This window comes from Shewanella sp. 5_MG-2023 (assembly GCF_030547465.1).
Lineage (GTDB): Bacteria > Pseudomonadota > Gammaproteobacteria > Enterobacterales > Shewanellaceae > Shewanella.
Map to the genome: position 1 here is coordinate 60,270 of NZ_JAUORC010000013.1, position 24,362 is coordinate 84,631.

17 protein-coding genes are annotated in these 24,362 nt (G+C 43.6%); 9 read left to right on the top strand and 8 right to left on the bottom strand.

Annotated features, from left to right (window positions below; translation table 11 throughout):
• Positions 1-122: 122 nt before the first annotated feature.
• Positions 123-2,471, bottom strand: coding sequence for a YgiQ family radical SAM protein (locus Q4557_RS09405; protein WP_102440299.1), 2,349 nt, complete (start codon positions 2,469-2,471; stop codon positions 123-125).
• Positions 2,472-2,648: 177 nt separating this feature from the next.
• Positions 2,649-3,044 (bottom strand): MAPEG family protein, encoded by a 396-nt coding sequence (locus Q4557_RS09410; RefSeq protein WP_303412290.1) that lies wholly within the window; start codon positions 3,042-3,044, stop codon positions 2,649-2,651.
• A gap of 219 nt (positions 3,045-3,263) precedes the next feature.
• On the opposite strand from Q4557_RS09410, the gene Q4557_RS09415 reads away from it, so the two are divergent.
• Both Q4557_RS09415 and Q4557_RS09420 read left to right on the top strand, forming a co-directional pair.
• The gene (locus tag Q4557_RS09415; RefSeq protein ID WP_303412291.1) at positions 3,264-6,752 is read left to right on the top strand and encodes an indolepyruvate ferredoxin oxidoreductase family protein; all 3,489 of its coding nucleotides are present in this window, start codon (positions 3,264-3,266) and stop codon (positions 6,750-6,752) included.
• A gap of 22 nt (positions 6,753-6,774) precedes the next feature.
• Positions 6,775-8,154, top strand: coding sequence for an FAD-binding oxidoreductase (locus Q4557_RS09420; RefSeq protein WP_102519712.1), 1,380 nt, complete (start codon positions 6,775-6,777; stop codon positions 8,152-8,154).
• Positions 8,155-8,225: 71 nt separating this feature from the next.
• Here Q4557_RS09420 and Q4557_RS09425 read toward each other — a convergent pair whose 3' ends face one another.
• Both Q4557_RS09425 and Q4557_RS09430 read right to left on the bottom strand, forming a co-directional pair.
• A complete protein-coding gene (locus Q4557_RS09425; RefSeq protein WP_303412294.1) occupies positions 8,226-9,482 on the bottom strand; it encodes a D-amino acid dehydrogenase in 1,257 nt (418 codons plus the stop codon).
• Between the two features lie 35 nt (positions 9,483-9,517).
• Positions 9,518-9,889, bottom strand: a complete 372-nt coding sequence (locus Q4557_RS09430) for a RidA family protein (RefSeq protein WP_102475793.1) — start codon at positions 9,887-9,889, stop codon at positions 9,518-9,520.
• A gap of 308 nt (positions 9,890-10,197) precedes the next feature.
• Here Q4557_RS09430 and Q4557_RS09435 point away from each other — a divergent pair, with 308 nt between their 5' ends.
• Positions 10,198-10,917 (top strand): Crp/Fnr family transcriptional regulator, encoded by a 720-nt coding sequence (locus tag Q4557_RS09435; RefSeq protein ID WP_102530831.1) that lies wholly within the window; start codon positions 10,198-10,200, stop codon positions 10,915-10,917.
• A gap of 194 nt (positions 10,918-11,111) precedes the next feature.
• Here Q4557_RS09435 and Q4557_RS09440 read toward each other — a convergent pair whose 3' ends face one another.
• On the bottom strand, positions 11,112-13,289 hold the full coding sequence (locus Q4557_RS09440; protein WP_102475796.1) for a TonB-dependent receptor: 2,178 nt from the start codon (positions 13,287-13,289) through the stop codon (positions 11,112-11,114).
• Between the two features lie 330 nt (positions 13,290-13,619).
• On the opposite strand from Q4557_RS09440, the gene Q4557_RS09445 reads away from it, so the two are divergent.
• The 4 genes from Q4557_RS09445 (at position 13,620) to Q4557_RS09460 (ending at position 20,027) form a co-directional block, all read left to right on the top strand.
• Positions 13,620-15,167 carry a M81 family metallopeptidase gene (locus tag Q4557_RS09445; protein ID WP_303412299.1) on the top strand — a complete coding sequence of 516 codons (1,548 nt, stop codon included), beginning with the start codon at positions 13,620-13,622 and terminating at the stop codon, positions 15,165-15,167.
• A gap of 36 nt (positions 15,168-15,203) precedes the next feature.
• Positions 15,204-16,538 (top strand): MFS transporter, encoded by a 1,335-nt coding sequence (locus tag Q4557_RS09450; protein ID WP_303412301.1) that lies wholly within the window; start codon positions 15,204-15,206, stop codon positions 16,536-16,538.
• Positions 16,539-16,873: 335 nt separating this feature from the next.
• On the top strand, positions 16,874-18,094 hold the full coding sequence (locus Q4557_RS09455; RefSeq protein ID WP_102440310.1) for a threonine/serine exporter ThrE family protein: 1,221 nt from the start codon (positions 16,874-16,876) through the stop codon (positions 18,092-18,094).
• A 382-nt stretch (positions 18,095-18,476) separates the two neighbouring features.
• A complete protein-coding gene (locus tag Q4557_RS09460) occupies positions 18,477-20,027 on the top strand; it encodes a ShlB/FhaC/HecB family hemolysin secretion/activation protein (protein WP_102440352.1) in 1,551 nt (516 codons plus the stop codon).
• A 48-nt stretch (positions 20,028-20,075) separates the two neighbouring features.
• Here the strand turns inward: Q4557_RS09460 and Q4557_RS09465 are convergent, their stop codons facing one another.
• Together Q4557_RS09465 and Q4557_RS09470 are read right to left on the bottom strand one after the other, a co-directional pair.
• A complete protein-coding gene (locus tag Q4557_RS09465; protein ID WP_102440311.1) occupies positions 20,076-20,501 on the bottom strand; it encodes a DUF6491 family protein in 426 nt (141 codons plus the stop codon).
• 112 nt (positions 20,502-20,613) lie between these two features.
• A complete protein-coding gene (locus Q4557_RS09470) occupies positions 20,614-21,564 on the bottom strand; it encodes a LysR family transcriptional regulator (protein ID WP_303412306.1) in 951 nt (316 codons plus the stop codon).
• A 478-nt stretch (positions 21,565-22,042) separates the two neighbouring features.
• Between Q4557_RS09470 and Q4557_RS09475 the strand changes: the two genes are divergently transcribed.
• Positions 22,043-22,591 (top strand): carboxymuconolactone decarboxylase family protein, encoded by a 549-nt coding sequence (locus Q4557_RS09475; protein WP_102440313.1) that lies wholly within the window; start codon positions 22,043-22,045, stop codon positions 22,589-22,591.
• A gap of 184 nt (positions 22,592-22,775) precedes the next feature.
• The gene (locus Q4557_RS09480) at positions 22,776-23,432 is read left to right on the top strand and encodes a DsbA family oxidoreductase (RefSeq protein ID WP_303412310.1); all 657 of its coding nucleotides are present in this window, start codon (positions 22,776-22,778) and stop codon (positions 23,430-23,432) included.
• A gap of 173 nt (positions 23,433-23,605) precedes the next feature.
• Here the strand turns inward: Q4557_RS09480 and Q4557_RS09485 are convergent, their stop codons facing one another.
• Positions 23,606-24,295: a haloacid dehalogenase type II gene (locus tag Q4557_RS09485; RefSeq protein WP_102530826.1), complete on the bottom strand. Its 690-nt coding sequence runs from the start codon at positions 24,293-24,295 to the stop codon at positions 23,606-23,608.
• Positions 24,296-24,362: the final 67 nt, after the last annotated feature.

A 24,362-nucleotide genomic window follows, 5' to 3' on the forward strand; every position in this document is an offset into this window, starting at 1 on the left:
GCGATACCCTAAAGCAAATGAACTAGGCTTGCAGACTAACAGTGATTGTTTAATTTAACCTGAAATAAAAAAACCGCCTATTGGCGGTTTTCTAGTTAACAATTTCAAATTAGCTCAGCGGCTTATCTAGCGCCCTTACTATTTGAAGATTTATTTTTTGCATTCGCCTTATTGCTAAATGGCTGCTTCTTCTGTGACCAGCCTGTTTTAGCTTTGCCTTTGTTAGCGCTATTGGCATTAGCTGGTTTTTTAGCTGAAGATGACTTGCCGCCTTCTTGCTTTTCGCCAGCCGCTTTGGCTTTGTTGGCTTTGGTCGGTTTTTTACCGCTGTCTCTATCCGCAAACTGATTACCAGAAAAACGGGTGAAAGCCGTCTTACTACCATCATTTTTGCCACCACGGTTTTTAGCCCCAAAACCTTGGCGCTCATTACGTGATTCTGGTGGCACAATATGTTGCACCCCATTACCAATTAAATGCTCTTTACCCATGGCAGCTAAGGCTTCACGAATAAGTGGCCAGCCTGCAGGATCATGATAGCGCAGCAGCGCTTTGTGTAAGCGGCGCTGACGGCCTTTCTTAGGCACGGTCACTTGTTCACTGGTGTGCTTCACATTCTTCAATGAGTTAAGCTCAGTGTGGTAAATGGTGGTGGCATTGGCCATTGGCGATGGATAAAAATTTTGCACTTGATCAAGCTTAAACTTCTCTGATTTAAGCCACAGGGCTAGATTCAGCATATCTTCATCGGTGGTCCCCGGATGTGCTGAGATGAAGTAAGGAATAAGATACTGCTTCTTACCCGCTTCTTTAGAGTAATGATCAAATAGCTCTTTAAACTTATGATAACTGCCCATTCCCGGCTTCATCATTTTGCTTAGTGGACCATCTTCAGTGTGCTCTGGGGCGATTTTTAAATAGCCGCCCACATGATGCTTAGCCAGCTCTTTAATGTAGCGAGGATCTTCTGTGGCTAAGTCATAACGCACACCTGATGCAATCAGAACCTTTTTAATCCCCGGCACGTCACGGGCGGCGCGATATAAATCAATGGTGTGTTTATGATCGGTACCTAAATGGCCACAAATTGAGGGATATACGCAGGATAAACGTCGACAAGTGGTTTCTGCTTTGACGCTAGTACAGCCGAGGCGATACATGTTAGCGGTTGGGCCACCTAAATCTGAAATAACCCCAGTAAAGCCCGGCACTTTGTCTTGAATATCTTTAATTTCTTTGATGATAGATTCTTGCGAGCGACTTTGAATAATGCGCCCTTCATGCTCGGTAATCGAGCAGAACGAACAGCCACCAAAACAACCTCGCATGATATTAATCGAGGTTTTAATCATGTCGTAAGCAGGGATCACCGCTTTACCATAACTTGGGTGCGGTACGCGCTGATACGGCAAATCAAACACCGCATCCATTTCATCAGTATTTAATGGCCACGCTGGCGGGTTAACCCACACAGAGCGATTTCCTTGAGCTTGAAATAACGCGCGGGCACAACCCGGGTTTTGCTCTTGATGCAAAATACGTGAAGCATGGGCATACAAGAATTTATCGTCAGCCACTTTTTCATAAGCTGGCAGTAGCACATAGGTTTTTTCCCACGGCTTAGGTCTTGGCGGCTGCACGCTGATGGCTTTAGGGGCATCATTATCAAAAATCTTTTTATCGGTTGGGCCGGATAATTTTTCACAGCCGACATCATCAGCACCATAAGGATTGGGGATAGGATCAATCTTGTGTAGTTGATCTAATTTGCGCGAATCCATGCCTTTCCAGCCGGGCAAAGGTTCATGACGAATAACTGCGGTGCCACGAATATCGTGCAAATCAGCCATTTTTTCGCCATTAGCGATGCGATGTGCCACTTCCACCAGCGGGCGCTCGGCATTACCGTAAATTAAGATATCGGCTTTAGCATCAAATATCACACTGCGGCGCACTTTATCAGACCAGTAATCATAATGAGCGATACGGCGTAAACTGGCCTCGATACCACCGATCACCACGGGCACTTCTTTGAAGGCTTCTTTACAACGCTGGGTATAAACGGTTACCGCGCGATCTGGGCGTTTACCGCCTTCATCGTTTGGGGTGTAGGCATCATCACTGCGAATGCGACGATCTGCGGTATAGCGGTTGATCATCGAGTCCATGTTGCCGGCGGTTACACCGAAAAACAGGTTCGGACGACCTAGCTTCATAAAGTCATTTTTATTTGACCAGTCTGGCTGACAAATAATACCGACTCGAAACCCTTGTGCTTCAAGCATACGGCCAATAACCGCCATGCCGAAACTTGGGTGGTCCACATAAGCATCGCCACTGACGATAATAATATCGCAGCTATCCCATCCAAGTTGATCCATCTCTTTGCGAGACATCGGAAGAAAGGGAGCTGTGCCGTAACACTCTGCCCAGAACTTTGGATAATTAAATAACGTGGATTCAACTTGCATGTGTGTAACCTAAAATTGATGGATACGTCGATAAACGGTCGCGGAGTATACCAGTTGGCGATGAGTAAGTGTGACTAAAAAAGCAGCAGATGTGAAATTTTTTTATTGATGACTAAAAATAAAAAACCTTATAAATACAGTGGGAATAGTAAAACTCCCACCTTATCAAGTACTCAGTCATAAGCCTAAAAATAAACCGATATTAACCACGGCTAAGCTGACAATAATTATCCAGGTGATTAATACTCCCCAAAAGCGGCCAAAATGATAACCGCCTTTGCCCTGCGTTAAGCCAATGGCATGTAACAAGCGCGCGAATAACCACAAACTGCCAAACAAATGTAAAAACGGTGCTGAAAGCCCATTCACTTCAGCCACCAAGATTAATAGCAGCGCAAATGACGCGTTCTCCACAAGGTTAGCGTGCACGCGATCTGCAATAATTAACTCTTGATTACCCTCATTGCCAATACCAATCTTCAGCCCTTTTCTAAGCTTTACCACTCGTAAACTAAAATAAATGGCCATTATGGCCGTTAAAGCGATATATAACCCCGATACACTGGCGATCATTTGAACTCCTTTTAAATGCTGTTAAGGCTTCACTATATGCTAAATATCGGCTTTGTTTAATGAAAAAAGCGATTTTTATCATCACAGCGGCAAGGCTTACAAAAGCCTAATTTTGAATTTATTTAACAAATGTCACCTATATTGCAGTCATCATAATTCACATGTTCTAACCTAAAAATCGATTGATAACACCAAATATGACTCGAAGGAACAGAGCAGATGAAACATAGTGACATCACTTTAGAAGATAAATATAACAACACATCTGGTCGTATCTTTATAAACGGCAACCAAGCTTTAGTTCGATTACCGCTAATTCAAGCGCAATTAGACAAAAACCAAGGCTTGAATACCGCGGGTTATATTTCAGGTTATCGAGGCTCGCCACTAGGGGCATTAGATAGTTATATCTGGAAAGCCAAAAAGCGTTTAGATCAACATGACATCACCTTCCAACCTGGGGTCAATGAAGACCTAGCTGCAACGGCGATTTGGGGCACCCAATTACTCGACACCATACCCGAGCCTAATGTCGATGGCGTATTTGCCATGTGGTATGGCAAGGGCCCCGGTGTTGATAGAAGTGGCGATCCATTTAAACATGCAAACTATGCTGGCACCCATGAACATGGCGGCGTGTTGGTGGTTTACGGTGATGACCATCCTGGTAAATCATCGACTATTTCACATCAAAGTGAACAGGCCTTAGCGGCAAATCTTATTCCCTCACTTTACCCTGCCGATGTCAGCGAATTTATCGATTATGGTATTTTAGGTTGGGCGCTGTCTCGTTATAGCGGCTTATGGGTAGGCTTTAAATGTGTGAATGAATCAGTGGAACAAACCGCTACCATTGATATTAATCTCGACAATATAGATATCAAACGTCCTAGTCGAGATGACACCCCCACAGACAGCATCAATCTCAAAACCAGTGGCTTTATCCCGCCGCAAACCAATGAAACCAATGTCATTACTCACCGCTTGCCCTTGGTGCATCGCTTTATTAAAGCCAATAATCTTGATCAGGTTCGCGTAGCCAAAAATGACAACGCCTCACAAAGAAGTCTGGGTATTGTCACTGCCGGTAAAGCCTATAACGATGTAATGTCGGCCCTGGCATTATTAGAGATCGACAATGATCTTGCGCAAACACTGGGGTTATCGGTATTCAAATTAGGTTGTATCTGGCCCATCGAGCCCAGCAAATTAACCGACTTTGCCCAGCAGCAACCTGAATTACTGGTTATTGAAGAAAAGCGCGCCTTTATTGAAGAGCAAATAAAATCAATCCTGTTTGGCAAACAAGGTGCCACACGGGTTATTGGTAAACAGGATGAAAATGGCCTCGCGCTCGTCAGTGCCGATGTGCAGTTAGAGCCACTCACACTGGCCTTTATCATCGCTGAGCGCCTGCGCATTAATGGTCAAACTCACCCCAAGGTTGACGCCGCAATTGTGCGTTTACGCTCAAAGCTTGACCCTAAAAGTTGCGCCACCAGCTTACCTAGAACCCCTTACTTTTGCTCTGGTTGCCCCCATAACACCTCCACAAAAGTACCTGAAAACAGTATCGCTATGGCTGGTATTGGCTGTCACGCCATGGCAGCATTTTATCGCAAAGACACCATGATCCCTTGCCATATGGGCGGTGAAGGCATGCAGTGGGTGGGCTTAGCCAAATACACTAACACCAACCACGTGTTTCAAAACCTAGGCGATGGCACCTATTATCACTCTGGCTTAATGGCAATCCGCGGAGCCATCGCGGCCAAGGTCAATATCACCTATAAAATTTTATATAACGATGCCGTTGCCATGACTGGCGGTCAGCCAGTGGATGGGCCAATCTCCGTCGCTGAAATTAGCCAACAAGTGACCCATGAAGGCATTAGTAAATGTGTGATTGTCACTGACTCGCCACAGGCATACGCCAATAACCCAGACATCGCCAAAAACGTTGAGATTTATCATCGTGACCGCTTAGACATGGTGCAAACCATGCTCAGCAAAATAGCAGGTTGCACCGTATTAATTTACGAGCAAACTTGTGCAGCAGAAAAGCGTCGCCGCCGTAAACGTGGCTTAATTGCTGATCCAACTAAACGCTTATACATTAATGCTGACGTGTGTGAAGGCTGCGGCGATTGCTCAGTTCAGTCAACCTGCGTGAGCTTGCAGCCTAAAGTGACCTCGAAAGGCATCAAGCGTCAAATAGATCAATCCAGTTGTAATAAAGATTACAGCTGTAATAAAGGCTTTTGTCCTTCGTTTGTTACCGTCATTGGTGGCACCCCGAAAAAGGCCGCTGCCACCGCGATTTCAGCAGATGTGTTTGCCACGATTCCCGCGCCTACCGCATGTAACATTGATGATAACTACAATGTCATGATTGCAGGGATTGGCGGTTCAGGGGTGATCACTGTCGGGGCGATATTAGGCATGGCAGCTCATATTGATAATAAAGCCTGCTCAATTTACGATATGACCGGCTTGTCGCAAAAAAATGGCGCGGTTTACAGCCATCTTAAATTTGCCAACTCACCTGAGCGATTATTTAGCCCTAAAATTGATACTGGCAGCGCCGATTTAATTTTAGCCTTTGATTTACTGGCCACATTAGATCAGCACATTATTAAAATCATTACTTACCAACAAACTCGCCTGATTGGTAATGCTGCCATTGCGCCACCAGCAATATTTCAATTAAACCCACAAGCGATCCCCACTGAGTTTAAAGAGCAGCAATCGTTAGCCCAATTATTAGGCAGCGATAATGTCGATTTTATCGATGCTTCTAACATCGCCAAAAAACTCATGGGAGATACCATAGGCGCTAATTTATTTGTGGTGGGCTTTGCCCTGCAAAAAGGGGCGTTACCGCTTTCAGTTGCCTCAGTTGAACACGCTTTACGCCTTAATGGTGTGAGTGTTGACTTTAATCTCAACGCGTTAAATTTAGGCCGATTATTGTGTTTTAATCCTGAATTTTTCTCGCAATTACTGACCACTGACAGCCAGCAAAATATTGCGACCACCGCCTTTAGCGCCATTGAAGATGGGGCTGAGCATCTCAGTCATTATCAAAGTAATGCCTATGCCGAACAATACCGTGAGTTTATTGAGCAAGTCAGCCAAGCAGAAAAAGCTGTGGCTGAAAATTCTGACCGCTTAACCTTAGCGGTAGCCACTAATCTGAGTAAATTAATGAGCTACAAAGACGAATATGAAGTGGCGCGTCTGCACAGCTCAGCGACGCTAATGCAAAATTTACATAACGATTTTGACGGCGACTTTAAGGTTAAATTCTCTCTCGCACCGCCTTTGTTTAGCAAAAAACACCCAGATACTGGTTTACCGATTAAGCGTGAATTTGGCCCATGGATCTTAACGGCGTTTAAAGTGTTGGCTAAATTTAAGTTTTTGCGCGGCTCTAAACTAGATATGTTTAGCTATACCAATGAAAGAAAGATGGAAAGGCAGTTAATTAAAGATTATCAAGCAGATATAAAGCATATCATCGAAAACCTGAATCATGATAATTTACCACTCGCCATTGAAATCGCTCAGCTACCGCAAATGATTAAAGGCTTTGGCCATATTAAAGAAAACAATATTAGCGCCACACTCATGGCCAAAGGAAATCTATTACATCAATTTACCCATGGCCCAGATAAATCAGCCATTCAATTTAAAGAAGTTAGCTAATACATAGCTACAGAGAGTGAATATGATAGATATTATAAAAAAGATAACCGCTATCGTAGGTGATAAAGGCATTATCCTTGGGGATGATGTTGCCAACAGGCCTGCTTACTCTTATGGCAAAGGACAATGCCAAGCACTGGCCATAGTGCGCCCTGCTTCAACCGAAGAGCTATCTAAGGTGATGAGCCTTTGCCACCAGCAGGATCAAACCACCATCCCTTGGGGCGGGTTAACCGGATTGGTCAATGGTACCTATGCAACAGCTGACGATATTGCGATTTCGTTAGAGCGCATGACTCAGATTGAGTCCATCGATAATCAAGCGGGCACTATGACAGTGCAAGCGGGCGTGCCGCTACAAGTAGTGCAAGAAAAAGCCGCCGCACAAGATTGGTTATTTGCTCTGGATTTAGGCGCCAGAGGCAGCGCCACTATTGGCGGAAATATTGCCACCAATGCTGGCGGTAATAGCGTGCTTAAATATGGCATGATGCGTGAACAAGTCTTGGGCTTAGAAGCGGTTTTAGTGGATGGTACGGTTATTTCGTCATTAAACAGTATGCTAAAAAATAACGCCGGTTATGATCTTAAACAGCTATTTATCGGCACCGAAGGCACCTTAGGTATCGTCACTAAAGCCGTGTTACGCCTGCACCCTTTGCCCAGCAGTCGCAATACTGCCATTGTCGCCGCAACCCAGTTTGATGCTGTTGCCAAGCTACTGAAATTACTCAACAGTCACTTAAATGGTCAGCTATCGGCATTTGAAGTGATGTGGGGCAATTTTTATCAATTAATGACCGACTCAGACAAGCACAATACGGTTATCGACAGTGGCTATCCATATTACGTGTTAATTGAAGCCACAGGCCATAACGCCGAGCGCGACGCCGTGCAATTTGAAGAAGCGCTAATGGCTGCGTTAGAGCAAGATATTTTAGTGGACGCCGCAATTGCTAAGTCAGAAAGTCAGCGTGAACAGTTATGGGCCATGAGGGATGATATTGACACTGTCATCAGCGAGTTAAACCCACTGTTTGCCTTTGATATTAGCCTGCCTATTGCCAACATGGAGCAATATATTCAGCAAGTTGAAAGCCAAATTATGACGCAGTGGCCCCATGCAAAATTCATTGTATTTGGTCACTTAGGTGATGGTAATTTACATTTAGGCATTTGTGTTGGTAGCTATGATGAGCAGACTAAGCATCAAGTGCAAAGCATTGTTTATCAGCAGCTAAAACCTTACGCTGGCTCGATTTCTGCTGAGCATGGCATTGGTTTAGATAAGCTTAAATACTTACATTGCTCCCGCACTGACAACGAAATAGCCTTAATGAAACGCTTGAAGCTCGCTTTTGACCCTAAAAATCTTCTCAACCGCGGCAAGGTTTTCCCTTAGAGGTGGTAATAAATATCAGCCTAGCAAGCCATTCAGGTTTGCTACCCTGTCCAATTAACTCAGCAATTAACTCAGCAATTAACTGCGTAATCAGCGAGAGATATTTCAGGGCGCTCGCCACTAATAAGGTCTGCAAGCGCCTTGCCAGAGCCTGCCGCCATCGTCCAGCCTAAATGCCCATGGCCAGTATTAATATATAAATTATCAATTTTTGAGCGACCAATTAGCGGCACACCAGATGCTGACACCGGTCGTAAACCCGTCCAACTTTTGGTGGTTTCAGGGTTCACAAAAGCGCTAGATTCAGGATAAATCGCCTGCAATAAATCATAAAGATTCTGCAACCGCCCAGGATTTAACTGGGTATCATAACCGTTAAACTCTGCCGTACCCGCCACCCGAATTCGATTCCCTAGCGGCACCACCCCAGCGTGCAGCGAATGATCTATCACAGGCATGCTAGGCCCGCCCTGCCAGCCATCAAGCGCTAGGGTTAATGAATAACCTTTACAGGGGCGAACCGGAATATTAACGCCCACTTGTTTAGCTAATAACGGCGTGTAACTGCCTGCAGCCAATACAAATGCATCGGCATCTAACTGGCCTTGGCTAGTGTTAATGTGGGTGATTTTGCCCTGGTGCTTAATAATATCGTTCACTGTGGTGTTATATAAAAACTGCACCCCTACTTTTTCAAGGTAAGTTGTTAGCTCAACACAGTATTGATGGGCATCGCCAAAGCGATCTTCAGGAAAATAAATACTCCCCGCAACCTTACCGTTTAGCGGGGCCAATGCAGGCTCAAGTTTAAAGGTGCCATCACGGCTGAGCATAGTAAACTTAACCGCTTCAGGCTGAAGAAACTCGGCCATGGCCAGCACTTCATCCAGCTCCTGTTGCTGACGACAGACCTTAATGGTGCCACTGCCACCACCCAGATCAGTCAAACCGATTGCTTGGGTCATATCATCAAGCACATCTAGGGTGTATTTCGCCATGCGGGTGTTACGAAAAATACTTTGCTCGTAGGTTTTACGGCGAGAGTTTTTTAGAAAGGAGAGCCCCCACAATGCCAGCGAGGGTAATGCTTTAGGTCTGAGTAGTAATGGCGAGTCTTCTTTGCCAATCATTTTTAGCATATTAAAGAACACACCTGGTGCATTCCAAGGATCTGACAAACTGGGGGTCAGTAAGCCGCCGTTGGCAAAACTGGTTTCAAGGCCTGCACTTTCACGTCGATCAATCACTGTGACTTGATGCCCTTGAGCATGTAGCTGATAAGCGGTGCTCAAGCCCAACAGTCCACTACCAATAATAATGATATTCATGTTTTCCCCTCAAGCATTACAGCGCTAATTGGTGGCTAATCTTTTATCGCTAACGCTTCAATTTCAATGCGCGCACCCGGGATCAATAAATCAGATCTCACAGTCGCTCTAGCAGGAGGATTATTAGGGAAAAATTCAGCATAGGCCTGATTAAAGGCGGCAAAATCTTCAACGTGGGTTAACCAAATGGTATTTTTTACAATGGCGTCCAGCGTTAAATCTTGCTCTGCCAATAAGTTTTTGATGTTGGTTAGCACTTGCTTGGTCTGCACGGTGATATCACCATCCACTAATTGATTGTTCTGATCAAACGCCATCTGCCCAGATAAAAAAATAAACCCACCAGCAGCAACTGCTGGAGAGAAAGGTAAGCCTAAGGCATTGTTACCTAATACTTGTTTAGCCATTTAAATTCAACCTTATATCAATGATGTCATGATGATTAAAAATCATTATAGGAGTAATTATTTGGCCAACACTGCAATCAAGATGACACTTGGGTAACTCTTGTTAATAAAAAGTATCCCGCTAAGTCTACAGGTAACAAATTAGCACCATTTATTACTATGCTGTCAGCGCCAGCCATGGTAGAAATAATCAGCAGCCTTTACGGTGATGGCTAAATTTTTTACAAGAAAAAGGCCAATATAACAATAAAATATGGCCGTCAATTTCAGCATAAATACTAAAAATAATAACCAAAGTGAGCTCTAGTATGTCGAATACAGCTAATTGGATTGCGTTATTGCCGCAACACATTCAAGACGAAGTAACCGCTACATTTAAAATAAAACACTTTAGTGATGGAGAGCACATTTACAGAAAAGGTGAATCAGGTGCTGGCGCGGATCAATATCAAATACTCAGTGGTACGGTCCGTCTAAGAGTTATTGCCGACAATGGTAAAGAAGCCACTTATGTGATTTATGGTGAGGGTGACTGCATCGGTTTTTTATCCGCTATTGATAATGATGTACGCCCGCAAGATGTTATCGCCATTGGTGAGGTCAAAGTCGGTAAAATTTTATCGAAGGACTTCGAGCAATTAACTGAAAAATATCCCATTATTTATAAAACACTGTGTGAGCATGTGGCCTATCGTATTCGAGAGGTGTTTAACATGTATGAGTATGGGTTATTTTTTAATTTAGAGCGCCGCTTAGCCAATCAAATATTATTTTTACTGGCCTTTTCAGCCACTAATGTTCCTAACTCTGCTTGCCAAGAGCTTGAATTTACCCAAGAGATGTTAGCCTCTTCAGTAGGTGCGACCCGTCAGGCCATTAACAAGTTACTGAAAGATTGGTCAGATGCCGGATTTATTGAATATCACTATGGAAAAATCCGTATTTTAGATTCTAAGCCGTTAGTCAAAATATCTGGGGTGGATAAAATGATCACCTCTCAAGTGGCTGTTAAAGCCATCGCGTCATAGGCGTAAATAGGCTTAATTGCCCGCAAGTTATGGGATGAGTTAATGACTGCAGTGACGAGTTGAAGTTAATAGCTCACTTTAAACATTAAGTTAAATAGCATCAAAAAAGCGCAGATTATAAAATAATTTGCGCTTTTTATTTATCGTCAAAACCAAGGTTAAGCGTTAGCTAGACCAAGGTTACACCTGCAAGGCTAAAACTTATATTGTCCTTTAACGCCATAGGTTCTTGGCTGGCTGTACTGAGCACGTCCTATGCCCAAAAATGAGGTCGAGTTATGAATTTGCGACACATCATCTGCCAGATTTTTACCCCATAAGAACACATTCCATGCGCCTGACTCAGCTTCAAAGCCAATTCTTGCAGCGCTTTCACCGCGCTCTTGGTTTAAGTTACTGACGGCATTATCTGGGTTTGAGTAAAACTTATCCCGTTTGAAGTAATCAGCCTGAACCACAAAATCGCCATAGTTCAGTGAATAACGATACTCAGCGCCAATGCCATAGGTATATTTAGGCGCTTCAGCTAATTGATTACCCGAGAAGTCAGTACCAGGGCCTGCTGGCTCTGGAAAAGCTTTAAATTCAGCATCAGTGTAACCATAGTTTGCCCACAACTGTAGACTGTCGATAGGTTGCCATTGCAGCTCAAGCTCAAAGCCTTTACTTTCAACTTCTGCGGCGTTGGTTATGGTGATAGCCGTGCCACCTGATGGCAGTTGGGTAAAGCTTTGCACCTGATAATCATCATGTTGTGAGATAAACACATTGGCATTTAGATTTAAGGTGTTATCTAAAAATGGCGACTTAAAGCCAATTTCATAAGAATCAACTGACTCATCTTCAAAGGGTAACGCTTCGGCATCATTGATTAAGTCGGCATTATAACCACCGCTTTTAAAGCCGCGAGAATAGCGGGCAAATAGCAGTAAATCTTCAACAGGGATCCAATTTAAGCTCACCGTAGGTGATACATCTGATGCGTCACGTGACTCTTTGGCTGATAAATTAGTAAACAAGCCTGAAGTATCAACAATGGTGTAATCAATAGCTTTCTCTTCATAGGTGTAACGAAGACCTGCGGTGATACTCCACTGATCAGTAAATCGATAATTACCGTGGGCAAATAGCGCATATGAATCGGCATCAACATCAGCTACACGGCTAGCACCAACATACACTGGTGGCGCAGCTGGGTTAAGTGCAGGTGCAAAGGCTTGGACATCTGAGTCACCCTCAATACTTTGGGTTAGGTAGTAAGCGCCAACAATGTAATCAAAGCTTTCATAGGCAGGAGAAGCGAGTCTTAACTCTTGAGAGAAGTGAGTTGAGTCTTCTGTTTGAAATTCAGTAAAGGCATAGGGCAGTGGCGAATAGTCTTCATCCACATCACTTAAGTTCCATTCTGAGCTACGTAGGCCTGTAACCGATGTTAATTGGAATTCATTGGCAAAGGTATGATCAATGGTCAGCCCGCTGCCTTTAATGGTGCTATCTAACCTTTGGCTTGAATCTAATGACACCACATTGACATCCGGTGCGAGTGGATCATCGACTTTTTCACCCAGTAATACGTTGGCTTTATTTTCAACATAATCAAAGCTTAACGACACGTTGGTATTCTCACCCGCATGCCAATAAAATTGCGCTCGGGTTGCCAGCTCATCTTTATTATTGAATTCATCAACAAATTTATCTGCTGGGATCACCCCCAGCGGATCGCTGTTTTCAACAAAACCATCACGATCGGTTTTCGTCACTGACAAGCGCCCTGAAAAATCTTCAGAAAATGGAACATTAATACTGCCGTTATAGCTTTGCAGGCCAAAATTGCCAATATCCACACCTAAACGCCCGCTCAGCTCATCTGAATGTGGTCGTTTAGTAATAATATTAATCGCACCAGCAACGGTATTTTTACCAAATAGGGTTCCCTGAGGGCCGCGCAATACTTCAACACGTTCAACATCTAACGCGGATTGGTTAGCAGCTGATGAGCGCCCAACCCAAACGCCATCAATATATACCCCAACGCGGTTATCGTAACCTGGGTTACGTGAGCGATCACTAATACCGCGAATACCAAAAGATGGTGACGACTCTATGTACCCAGTGACAATCATGTTCGGCACACTAAATTGCATGTCTCGCACATCTTGCGCGCCTAGCCTTTCAATATCGGTCTCGTTCATGGCACTGATGGCAATAGGGACTTCATTAATTGATTGGGCACGTTTTTGTGATGTCACCTGAATGACTTCAATACCTGTGGCGTTGTCTTGTTGCGTAGGGTCATTTTCTTGTGCATAGCTTGGAGCACTAAGCCCCAGCAAAACCACACTAATTGCGATACCTAATTGTGTTCTCTTCATCGTCGCACCTGTTTATTTATTTTTGTTTATTGGATTATTTTTATAAGCAAAAAACAGCACGCTCCCAAACTGCGCAACTCAACAACTTTGCCTTTATCTAGGGGTAACAAACTGATTAGAGGCAATCTGTCACCTAGATTACAAAGTGGTAACTTTCACGCAACGAACAAAAAGATTTCATCTTAACATTTGCCAGCAGCGTCTTTGTCACTGGACTGACAACTGCTGTTTCGGCGCATAATGTTCAGCAAATGTAATCAATATGACAGTGTGGTGATTGCTTAAGCCCCTATCTTAACGTTAACGTTTTGATTACAAATTGGTGGTGGCATGAAAGATTCAAATAAAATTCGCGTGGGGATCGGTGGGCTATTTCATGAAACAAACACCTATGCCACAGAGTTAACTGGGCCGACAACCCTTAAAGATTTAGTGGTGTATGAAGGTGAAGCGCTATTAAAGCTTGCGGGTACTGCCATGGGCGGCGCTATTGATGCCTGTCTCGAAAATGACTGGGAAATCGTCCCAACAGTATTCATGCACGTTAACACCACATTCGGCACAGTTACCGACGATGCTTATGCCGCCGTCAAGCAGCAGCTGTTATCAACATTAGCCAATGAGCCAGTCGATGTATTTTATTTGATGGTTCATGGCGCAGGTATCGTCCAAAGCACCTCAGATTTAGAAGGCGATCTGGCTAAGTCCATCCGCGAGGTCGTTGGGGTTGACACCAAAATCGTTGCCTCAACTGATTTACATGGCAAAGTGACAGATCTTATTGCTCGTGAATATGACTATTACACCACCTGTAAAGAATATGCCCACGTAGATTTTAATCCTTGCGCCAAAGAAGCACTACTCACTGGGGTTAGCGCCTTTTTAAATCAACTGACGCCCACCATGAATTACCAGAAAATTCCGATTTTATTGCCGCCTTCAACCACCATGGAGGCAGGTACCTTTGGCACCTTAATCCGCGATAAGTGCCTTGCCTATGAAGAAAATCCTCAAATACTCAATTGCTCGGTAATGCACGGTTTTCCCTATCAAGACACTGAATATTGCGGCATGTATGTATTAGTGACCACTGACAACGATATTGTGTTAGCTGAGCAAATTGCCACTGAATTTGCCCAATGGATTTGGGACAACAGACAACTCAGCCTTAATCTGCCACCTAATGTCGATCAAACCATTGCCATCACAACCGATATTCTTGCCACTAAAGGTCGTTATCAAGCCCCTGCCGCTTTTTGGGAAAATGATAATAAACCGATTGTGATTGCAGATATCGGTGACAATCCCGGTGGCGGCTGTACCGGTGACACAACCCATTTGCTGAGTAAAATTCTCACCACCGACTTGGGTAAAGTGGCCTTTTTTAACATTCGCGACCCCCAAGTGGTAAAGCAAGCGATTGAGGCGGGTGTTGGCGCAACGATTAGTGTCAATTTAGGTGGCAAGTTAGATCCACTTCGCAGTGGCAATCCTATTGCGTGCACAGCTTATGTAAAGTCGATTTCTGATGGCATAGAAACCATTCGTGGGCCGATGTTAAACGGTGTCAGCTTCGATTTAGGTCCTTCGGTAAGACTCAGCATTGGCCAAGTGGATGTGATTGTGCAAACAGGCTTAGGCCAAGCTTTTGACGATGTATCGGGGCGTGCCCACGGAATTGATATTTATGAATACGATGTGGTTTGCGTTAAATCATCAGCACATTGGCGCGCCTTCTACCAAAAAGTCAGTGATCACTTACTGATGGCTGACTCACCCGGGCTTACCACCGCCAGAGTGGGCGAATTTGCGCATACCAAGCTCACGCACCCTATATATCCCATTGATAATGATGCCAGCTTTCCCATTGGCGCGTAAACGCTTCGCCGATAACAATAATAACAAGGATCATTTATGAAAAGTTCCAGCAATGTCATCAGCGACGATGGCGCATTAAATGCCGAAAACCTGCCCACAACTGCCGAAGATAGCAAGGCGACCAATCGCTATTATGTGCTGTTTATGCTGGCGCTAGTGTGCGCCTTGGCTTATATGGACCGCTTCGTATTGTCGGTGTTAATCGAACCAATAAAGCACGACTTAAGCCTTTCTGATACGCAACTAGGTTTGTTAACCGGCTTTGCGTTCGCCTTTTTCTATGCTGTGTTTGGTATTCCCATTGCCAGACTGGCAGATAAATATAATCGTCCGCTGATTATCTCAGTGAGCGTGGCGCTGTGGAGTGCCATGACCGCAGCTTGCGGTATGTCAGTTAACTTCATTCAACTACTATTAGCCAGAATTGGCGTCGGAGTGGGTGAGGCAGGCTGTATTCCAGCCAGTCACGCCATGCTGGGGGACTTATTTCCCGGTAAACAAAAAGCCTTCGCGATTGGTATTTTTCAAGCTGGCGGCACCGTTGGTATTTTAGCGGGATTAATTTTAGGCGGCTTACTGGCCAACAGTGTGGGTTGGCAAATGACCTTTATTTTTATGGGCCTACCCGGTTTAATCGTGGGCTTGGTGGTTTGGCTGACAGTAAAAGATAACAGAGGCCTAGATAGTGTCAGCAATCCGCTCACCAATGCTGATAATGATAAGCTCAACCTTATTGCGACCATCAAACATCTGCTAACACAAAGAACCTATCGAAACCTGATGTTAGGGCTATCTATGGGCGCGTTTGGTAATTATGGCATTGTGCAGTGGCTACCGTCATTTTTAATCCGAACCCATCACATGAGCCTTGAAGAAGTCGGTGTTCTTTATGGTTCGGTAATGGGCTTTGGTACCTTGTTTGGTACCTTGGCAGGGGCGTTTTTAGCCCCTAAGATTATTGCTAAAGATCAGCGCTGGGAAGTCAAATGGGCCGCATGTTGCTTTGTGATTGTCATTCCAATCTTTATCGGCAGCTTTTTAGTTGCTAACTCAACGCTAGCACTGGGGCTATTATTTTTAGGGGTATTTACCTTATCAACTGGGACTGGGCCATCATTTGCCGCAGTGCAAACCGTTGCAGGGCCTAAAATGAAAGCCATGGCCGTGGCACTAACCATGCTGTGTATGGCAATTTTAGGTCAAGGCTTTGGACCATTAGTGGTTGGCATGGTCAGTGACGCTTTAGTACCACAGTTTGGCGAGCAATCACTGCGCTATTCCCTCAGTATCTCAATGATTATTTTGGCATGGGGTGCGATTCATTTATTTAAAGCATCTAGCACTATCGTTAAAGACAGTCAGTCGCTTTAATTAACCTGTCATCAACGGCTTAGGTAATACCTAGGCCGTTAGCTATAACATTGCCATCATAGATACCTGTCTGCTTGCTGGTTTTACAGCCAAAAAATCAACATGGCTCGTCGCTAACCTCTGCCTTTAATCCCCCTTTGACCTGCGCTTTGAGCGTTAATACCTCAGCTTAAACATTTCTGGTCTACAGTATGTATAAACTAAATTATGCCAATGCTTTTTAACCGACTGATAAAATCGTAAAAATAGCCAAATGTAGGTATTCAGTAAAGCACATTTCGGTTACTATGCGCGCCAAATAACGACTCCCTTTTACCCTAGAGTGACCATGCAAAATGAACGATGACAACTTCATTGAAAAACGCCGATTTATCATAAGATTAGGTAAGGCGTTGCACAAATTTGGCACCCCAGCATATCGCCTTGAGTCCCATTTACAAACGGTCTCTACTACCTTGGGGATTGAAGGCTATTTTTTGATCTCGCCCACTTCAATGACCTTCGTGTTACAGCATGATACTGAGCAAGAATATAATCATGTGGCGCGGGTCAAACCAGGGGAGTTAGATTTAGGCTCCCTTGCCCGCACGTTTGATTTAGTTGAAGAGCTAACCACAGGTCAGCGCACCTTAACCGAAGCCCTTAATCGCCTAGAAGAAATTGCCAACAAGCCTAACCCTTACGGCCATAAATTAACCTTGCTGTCTTTTGGCGTCAGCGCCGGCGCTTTTGCGATGCTGATGGACACCAGTTGGAATGATGTGTTCTGGTCAGCCATGCTAGGGCTACTGGTTTATGGCATGGTTTTTTGGGCTGAGCGCTCGTCACGAATGGCAGAAATGCTTGAGCCCCTTGCGGCGGTGATATGTGCGATTCTTGCCTGCGGTATTGCCATATTAGACCCCAGTATTAATATTCCTGTGGTGATCCTCTCTGGGATTATTATTTTTATTCCCGGTTTAGCATTAACACTGGGGCTTGCGGAGTTAGCCGCGCGGGATCTCATCTCAGGCACAGCCAGAATTATGGATGCGATGATGCTGCTGTTTAAGCTGTATTTTGGCGCCGTATTAGGCATGACACTGGGTAAAGTCATGTTTGGCGAATCAGTGCATATTGAGCCTTACGCGCTACCAATTTATGCCTCGTGGGCGGCGGTGCCATTACTCTCAATGGCGTTAGTGATTATCTTTAAAGCCCGCCTTAAGGATTCACCTTGGGGCATTTTTGCCGGTATCGTGGCGTATTTTTCAGCCATGATTGGCGGCTTATATTTAGGCGAGTCTATTGGTATTTTTGTCGGCGCACTGGCGGTGGGCATTTACTCCAACTTATTTGCCCGTTGGATGAAAGCACCGGTATCCATTGCCCTACTTCAAGGCATTGTTATTTTGGTGCCTGGCAGTAAAACCTATATCGGCTTAAACGCAATGATTTCAGGTGAAACCATGCTCAATCAGGCCCATATTGGCTCACAAGTGTTCTTGATTTTTATGTCACTGATTGCTGGGCTTATATTCGCTAACGTCATCGTACCGCCAAAGCGAAGTTTATAGCTTCTTAAATAATAGCCTCTTATATAACCGCCCTTTTAAAATGGCCCTCTAAAAAAGGCCCTCGGCAACACCAACAAGGGAGCACATCGCTCCCTTGTTGATTTTTACGCAAAAAAGCAGCGAAATTCAAAATACCCGCCATACTAAGATAAGGCATTTAATTTCAGCTGTTGAAATTTTAAATGCTATTTACTCAATAGCTTAATTAGCTATCCCTTCTATAAATAATTGAGTAGGTACCATAATAAAAACTAATAATATTGTGATAATTCGCGCTAATTGCGCTTTAGCCATTATCCTTGTTATTACCTTGATTATCTCTATCGCCGCGGCACATGCTGAGCAAATTAACAACCTGCAGCATTCAGCCTCGGCATTGGTAATGACAAACAGCAAAAACCAGTCAACCCCCTTTACTGTCGATAACATTATCGTGCAGAGCAATGCTATTTTTGATGAATCAGACCCTGATGCCTTCTTTATTCACCACTGGGCCAACTGGCTACATATCAACACCACTGAAGCAACGATCCTCGATAAGCTTACGTTCACTGAAGGCGATGAGGTAAATCAAAAAACCTTTGCAGAATCCCAGCGCTTACTGCGAGCCGAGCCATACCTGCGAGAAGCCAAAATTTATCTCGCAGAAAAAGATCCTAGCGCAGAGAATGAGCAAGATACTGTGGTGGTGGAAACCTGGGATAATTGGTCACTCTTGCCCACCTTCAGCTTAAGCTCTAGCGGTGGTGAAACTAAGTTTTCTGTCGGGATAAAAGAAGATAACTTGATGGGACGCGGCATTAAAACCCGCTTTAAATATCAATCAAATGCTGATCGAACCGGTTATAAGTTTGGCATTTCAGCACCACTAAAATTCATCAAACACGCCACAATTGCTGCCAATTGGTATGATAATAGTGATGGTCAAGCAACCCAACTGTATTTTAATAAGCCGTTTTACTCACTAGATACCCCCGATAGGTATTTCGCAGAATACTTAACCGATCAACGTATTGATACCTTAAGACAAAATGGCCAAGACGTTAATGAGTTTGAGCATAATGTCGATTATGCCGCTATCGGCTATGGCTGGCTTATTGATAAAACAGAGGCGGATTTATCGCGAATTAGCTTAGGTTTTACCCAAGATAAACACCAATTTGAGCCCAGTGAGACCTTCCCAAATCAAGCCTTGCCTGAAGACAGAGACTTTTTATACCCTTGGGCAAGTTATGAATACTTACAAGATGATTATAAGGTATTTACCAATATCCATCTGATTAATAATCATGAGGACTTTAACTTAGGCTGGCGTCACTTTGTGCAATTAGGCATTGAGACTCGCGATGTCGCCGAAGAGTCTTCTGTAGGCTATCACCTAACGGTCAGTAGCAGTCGAGGCTATCAACAACAAGATAATTTATTCTTATTTAATCTTACTGGTGAAGCCAGCTTTAACACCAGCCAAGCCGATTACTATAATATCAGCATCCAAGGTGAATACTTCCACCACATTAACCCTAAATGGACCGCCTACGCTAAAACCCGCTTAGCCAGCTCGCAAAATAATTACCTCGATGACCCCTTTGCCCTAGGCGATGATACAGGGGTAAGAGGTTATCCTAACGACTATCAATATGGTGATAATCAATGGTTGCTCACGGGAGAAGTCCGCTATTATCCCAACATCAATTTATATCAACTTGCTGAACTTGGCTGGGCCACCTTTGTGGATATTGGACAGGCGTTTGGCGGGCCTGATGACAATAATGAAGTCAACGCCCCCATTGGCAGCATTGGCATTGGTGCCAGAGTGTATTCATCAAAATCCAGCTACGGTAGTGTCGGCCATATTGATTTCGCGGTGCCCTTTACCAGCGGCGAATATGTCGATGATTGGGAGTGGCGCTTTCAAGTGAAAAATCGTTTTTAAACTGACACTTGTCGTTACTGCTGCAAGCTTAATTTTACTCTCTAACCACTAAGGCTTTTTAACCGCTGAAAAGCCTGCTATTTTTTGTTTCACTTGCTGTTCTTGCTGTTTATCATCAATGCGATAGATGCTTTTTATTCGGGTGGTGAATTGCGGCTCTGCCGCGGTCGATACCGTATCAAAACCCGCTTCAACTGTCCCCAGTTTCGATGAGACCAATAAGGCTTGTGCAAACTGCAAATTATTATCAATGCCATCAAGCACCAGTAAATAACTTTGCCTTGGGCGCACGTCAATAAATAAACTACGGCTATCGATACTGCGCCAACTATCAAGTCGAAAATGACTAATCGAGTTAACCTGCTGTAACTCATCAAACTGATACATGGCCGCTTTTTGCTTACTGGCTTGCGTTGCGGCGCAGCCAGTAAGTAATAGCATGAATCCTAAGCTCATCAACTTGTTTACAGACATGGTATACCCTCCTTTTAATTCATTGCGGCTGAAAACAAACACTTTCAGCAACAACTACTTACGCCACATTTTTCACTTACAATGAATAACCATCACTAAAATTAGTTTCAGTTTATTTATACAAGTTTTTATAATTGGGTACGTGTTCAACCCACTTAGGTGGCGTGCCAATATATTGCTGCACCGCTTTAATAAACTCACTCACTAGCAGGGTTTGCTTACGATGCGGATAGACAGCATATATGCCAGTATCCATAGTGGAAAGTGAATAGCGGGTTAATAATGGCACTAATTTAAGCTCAGTAATCGACTGATTTAAATTAAATAAATCAATATGAGTGTAACCTAAGCCATCCTTCACCGCTTCAATAATGGTTCTGACATCGCTGACTTTATAATTCCCCTGCATTTTATAGTTTTTAAACTGTTCGCCATGGGGCTGCTGGGATAAGCGCATCTGATCTAAGATGACATTACCATTGCTATAAATAACCGCAGGCAATTGAATTAACTCTTCTGGGGTTTGCGGGTGACCATGCTCTGCCAAAAATGCTTCTGATGCCAAGATGGCAAAGTGGGTCTTGGCAATTTTTTTTGCAATCAAATTCGACTCTGTGAGCTTGCCAATCCTAAAAGCCACATCAAAGTGATCAGAAATAATATCGGCGCGTTTATCATCCAATGACAGGGTAACTTTTACATTGGGGTATTGCTTCATAAATTGGCTGATGACAGGTTGCAGATACTCCTGACCAAAGAAGATAGACGAGGTAATTCTAATAATCCCTTTTGGCTCAGACTGGTATGAATCGGCAATATTTTGGATTTGATTTAGGGTATCTAATAACGTCAGGGTTTGTTCGAGGATCTCTTCCCCTGCTGAGGTTAATGAAAACGAGCGCGTTGAGCGATTCAGTAATTGCACCCCTAACTCGGCTTCTAACTTTTTGATTTGCTTTGACAGTAACGAGTTATCCATATCGTGCAATGCCGCCGCTTTAGTAAACGAACCCTGCTGCACCACATCAAGAAAAAGACTCAGCTGTTTAGTAATCGATTGCATTTATCATGTCCTTGGAAGCTTCAAGCAACTTCAAATAAGCTTGAATAAGCTTGAATAAGCTTGAATAAGCTCGAATAAGCTCGAATAAGCGTACTCAGCTAACTTTGATTAAACTAATCATAGCTTGCTGCCAAACTGAATCCAATCAAAGTCGCCGCCTAATAGTTGATATAAGCTTCAAGTTTACGATTGCTCAGTATCAATAACTTCCCTCAAGCCCTTATGCTTATCTTTGCCCTGAGAAAAAATGGCTATCACTCAACAATTACGTCGAGAAATTAAACTTAAATCTACGCTTTTTCAATGCATTAATCGCAAAACACTTTTTATTTTGAACAATCGTTCAAAATAAATCTTGAACGATCGTTCAATTAAGTCTATATTTATTTCACACAATGAAGTTACCCCCTATTTTTTACTAGAGCTAACTGACTTGAACTAAATTATTTATAAGAAGATTCAAATTCGGAGCATCATCATGAGCAAATTTACTATTCACACTATCGAGTCTGCACCACAAGCAAGTAAAACGATGTTAGAACAGTCTTTAAAAAGCTTTGGCATGGTGCCCAATCTTCATGGAGTGCTTGCTGAATCGCCGAATACCTTTGAGGCCTATCAAACACTGCATAACCTATTTGAAAGCTCATCTTTCAATGCCGAAGAATTAACGGTAGTGTGGCAAACCATTAATGTTGAACATGGTTGTACATACTGTGTACCAGCCCATACTGGCATCGCCCATATGATGAAAGTGGATGGCGCATTAACTGAAGCACTGAGAAATCGCACCGCAATGCCAACCGCTAAATTACAAGCACTACATGACACCACATTGTTGATGGTGCGTAACCGTGGCTTGTTATCTGATGCTGAAATGGAAGCCTTCTTTACAGCAGGTTATGGTCAGCAACAGTTACTGGAAATCGTTTTAGGTCTGTCACAAAAAGTCATTAGCAACTACGTAAACCATGTTGCTCATACTCCGGTGGATAAGCCTTTTCAACAATTTGCTTGGGAAAAGTAGCCGCTAATTCAGCGCTCACCAATAAGTAAGACGTTTACGGTTAACATTAAAGCTGATAATTATCAGCTTTAATCATTTTCAAAGCTAAATCCAAGTACAATTCTAAATTCGAACCTAAGTACAAACCTAAGTACAAGCCCAAGAAAAGCATAAGTCCAAAATCACATAGCAAGGCAGGTGTAATATGTCAGATAAAATTAAACTCGATATCGTTTCAGATGTAGTTTGTCCATGGTGTGTGGTCGGTTACAAGAGTTTGCAGCAAGCCATTAAAGAGCTGGGGATAGAAGACAAAGTTGAACTTGAGTGGCAACCTTTTGAACTCAATCCTGATATGCCTACAGAAGGTGAAGAATTACGTGCACATGTGGCGCGTAAATATGGTTCAAGTGCTGAAGATAGCGCCAAAGCCAGAGAAAATATTGCCCAGCGCGGCGCCGAATTCGATTTTGAGTTTAACTTTGGCGACGATATGCATATCGTTAATACCTTTGATGCTCATATATTGCTGGATTACGCCAAAGGTTTTGATAAACAAACTGAATTGAAATTACGTTTGTTTAGCGCTTACTTTACTGAGCATAAAAATGTCTCAGATAGAGCAGTATTGGCCAATGAACTGGCAGCTATTGGGCTTAACGTCGATGAGGCTATGGCATTATTAGACAACCCCGACATCAGAGAGCATATCAGCGCTGAAAAAAACCAATGGACCGCTGCGGGGATTTCTTCGGTACCGACGGTTATATTTAACCGCACTAGTGCCTTAAACGGCGCTCATCCGGTTGAGTCATATAAACAGGTACTGACGCAACTATTGGCAGAGTTAGAAAGTAACTAATGGTGAGACTTTTTTAAAGCCGATGACATAATAAACGGATGATAAATATCATCCGTTTTTTAGTTTATGAACCCGCTGTTGATGGGATTTATCCCGTTCTGCTTTAAGCTTTTAGAGCACGGCTCATTAACTTCACTGCTAAATAAGCTTTGGTAAATGTTATCACTGCGGCGTTAAGTCTCTTTAATCGCAAATTGGCTCATCATATTATCTAATGCTAGTAAATCAGTGGCAATTACATTGGGTTGAATCTCCCAAGGGTCAAATATCGCCGTTGGTGATCGCTTAACCCAAGCTGCTTTAAGCCCTGCCGATATAGCCCCCGTCACATCAAAAGAATTACTGGAGATTAACCAAGTTTGACTGGCGACTGAGCCTGACACTTGCAAAAAATGCTGATAAATAGCCGGATTAGGCTTAAAGGTATTGATCTCATCGGCGCTCACTATCGCTTCAAATAACTCAATAAGGCCTGCTGTTTGCAATAATTGCTCAACCGCTTTGGCAGTACCATTTGAAAAGGCAAATAACCGATAACCTTGGGCTTTAAATGCCAGCAAGCCTTGCTTTACTTCTGCAAATGCTGGCAAGGTTTTATAGCGTTCTAGTAAGGCTTGTTTTTGGCTTGAAGATAAAGATATTTGATAATACAGGCAGGTATAATCTAGCGCTTGGCGGGTACACTCACTAAAAGGAACATAATTGTTCATCAAGCCTCTGCGAAACGAATACTCTAATTGTTTCTCGCGCCAAGTAGTTGAGAACCCAAAGGCTTTATCACCCACCAGCGTTTGCAATTGTGCCAACAGCCCATGGGTGTTAATTAGCGTGCCATAAACATCAAAAGCCAGTGTAATAGCCATATTCATCCCTTAAAAATAAAATCATTTATTTAGAGGTTTTACTTTAGTGCTCTTTGTCCCTAGCCGC

Excerpts from the sequence above, each read along its gene's own strand:
- Q4557_RS09410 (WP_303412290.1), bottom strand. The coding sequence starts at position 3,044 with ATGATCGCCAGTGTATCGGGGTTATATATCGCTTTAACGGCCATAATG.
- Q4557_RS09460 (WP_102440352.1), top strand. The coding sequence starts at position 18,477 with ATGACAAACAGCAAAAACCAGTCAACCCCCTTTACTGTCGATAACATT.
- Q4557_RS09475 (WP_102440313.1), top strand. The coding sequence starts at position 22,043 with ATGAGCAAATTTACTATTCACACTATCGAGTCTGCACCACAAGCAAGT.
- Q4557_RS09485 (WP_102530826.1), bottom strand. The coding sequence starts at position 24,295 with ATGGCTATTACACTGGCTTTTGATGTTTATGGCACGCTAATTAACACC.
- Q4557_RS09465 (WP_102440311.1), bottom strand. The coding sequence starts at position 20,501 with ATGTCTGTAAACAAGTTGATGAGCTTAGGATTCATGCTATTACTTACT.
- Q4557_RS09440 (WP_102475796.1), bottom strand. The coding sequence starts at position 13,289 with ATGAAGAGAACACAATTAGGTATCGCAATTAGTGTGGTTTTGCTGGGG.
- Q4557_RS09405 (WP_102440299.1), bottom strand. The coding sequence starts at position 2,471 with ATGCAAGTTGAATCCACGTTATTTAATTATCCAAAGTTCTGGGCAGAG.
- Q4557_RS09435 (WP_102530831.1), top strand. The coding sequence starts at position 10,198 with ATGTCGAATACAGCTAATTGGATTGCGTTATTGCCGCAACACATTCAA.
- Q4557_RS09455 (WP_102440310.1), top strand. The coding sequence starts at position 16,874 with ATGAACGATGACAACTTCATTGAAAAACGCCGATTTATCATAAGATTA.
- Q4557_RS09450 (WP_303412301.1), top strand. The coding sequence starts at position 15,204 with ATGAAAAGTTCCAGCAATGTCATCAGCGACGATGGCGCATTAAATGCC.
- Q4557_RS09415 (WP_303412291.1), top strand. The coding sequence starts at position 3,264 with ATGAAACATAGTGACATCACTTTAGAAGATAAATATAACAACACATCT.
- Q4557_RS09470 (WP_303412306.1), bottom strand. The coding sequence starts at position 21,564 with ATGCAATCGATTACTAAACAGCTGAGTCTTTTTCTTGATGTGGTGCAG.
- Q4557_RS09480 (WP_303412310.1), top strand. The coding sequence starts at position 22,776 with ATGTCAGATAAAATTAAACTCGATATCGTTTCAGATGTAGTTTGTCCA.
- Q4557_RS09425 (WP_303412294.1), bottom strand. The coding sequence starts at position 9,482 with ATGAATATCATTATTATTGGTAGTGGACTGTTGGGCTTGAGCACCGCT.
- Q4557_RS09430 (WP_102475793.1), bottom strand. The coding sequence starts at position 9,889 with ATGGCTAAACAAGTATTAGGTAACAATGCCTTAGGCTTACCTTTCTCT.
- Q4557_RS09420 (WP_102519712.1), top strand. The coding sequence starts at position 6,775 with ATGATAGATATTATAAAAAAGATAACCGCTATCGTAGGTGATAAAGGC.
- Q4557_RS09445 (WP_303412299.1), top strand. The coding sequence starts at position 13,620 with ATGAAAGATTCAAATAAAATTCGCGTGGGGATCGGTGGGCTATTTCAT.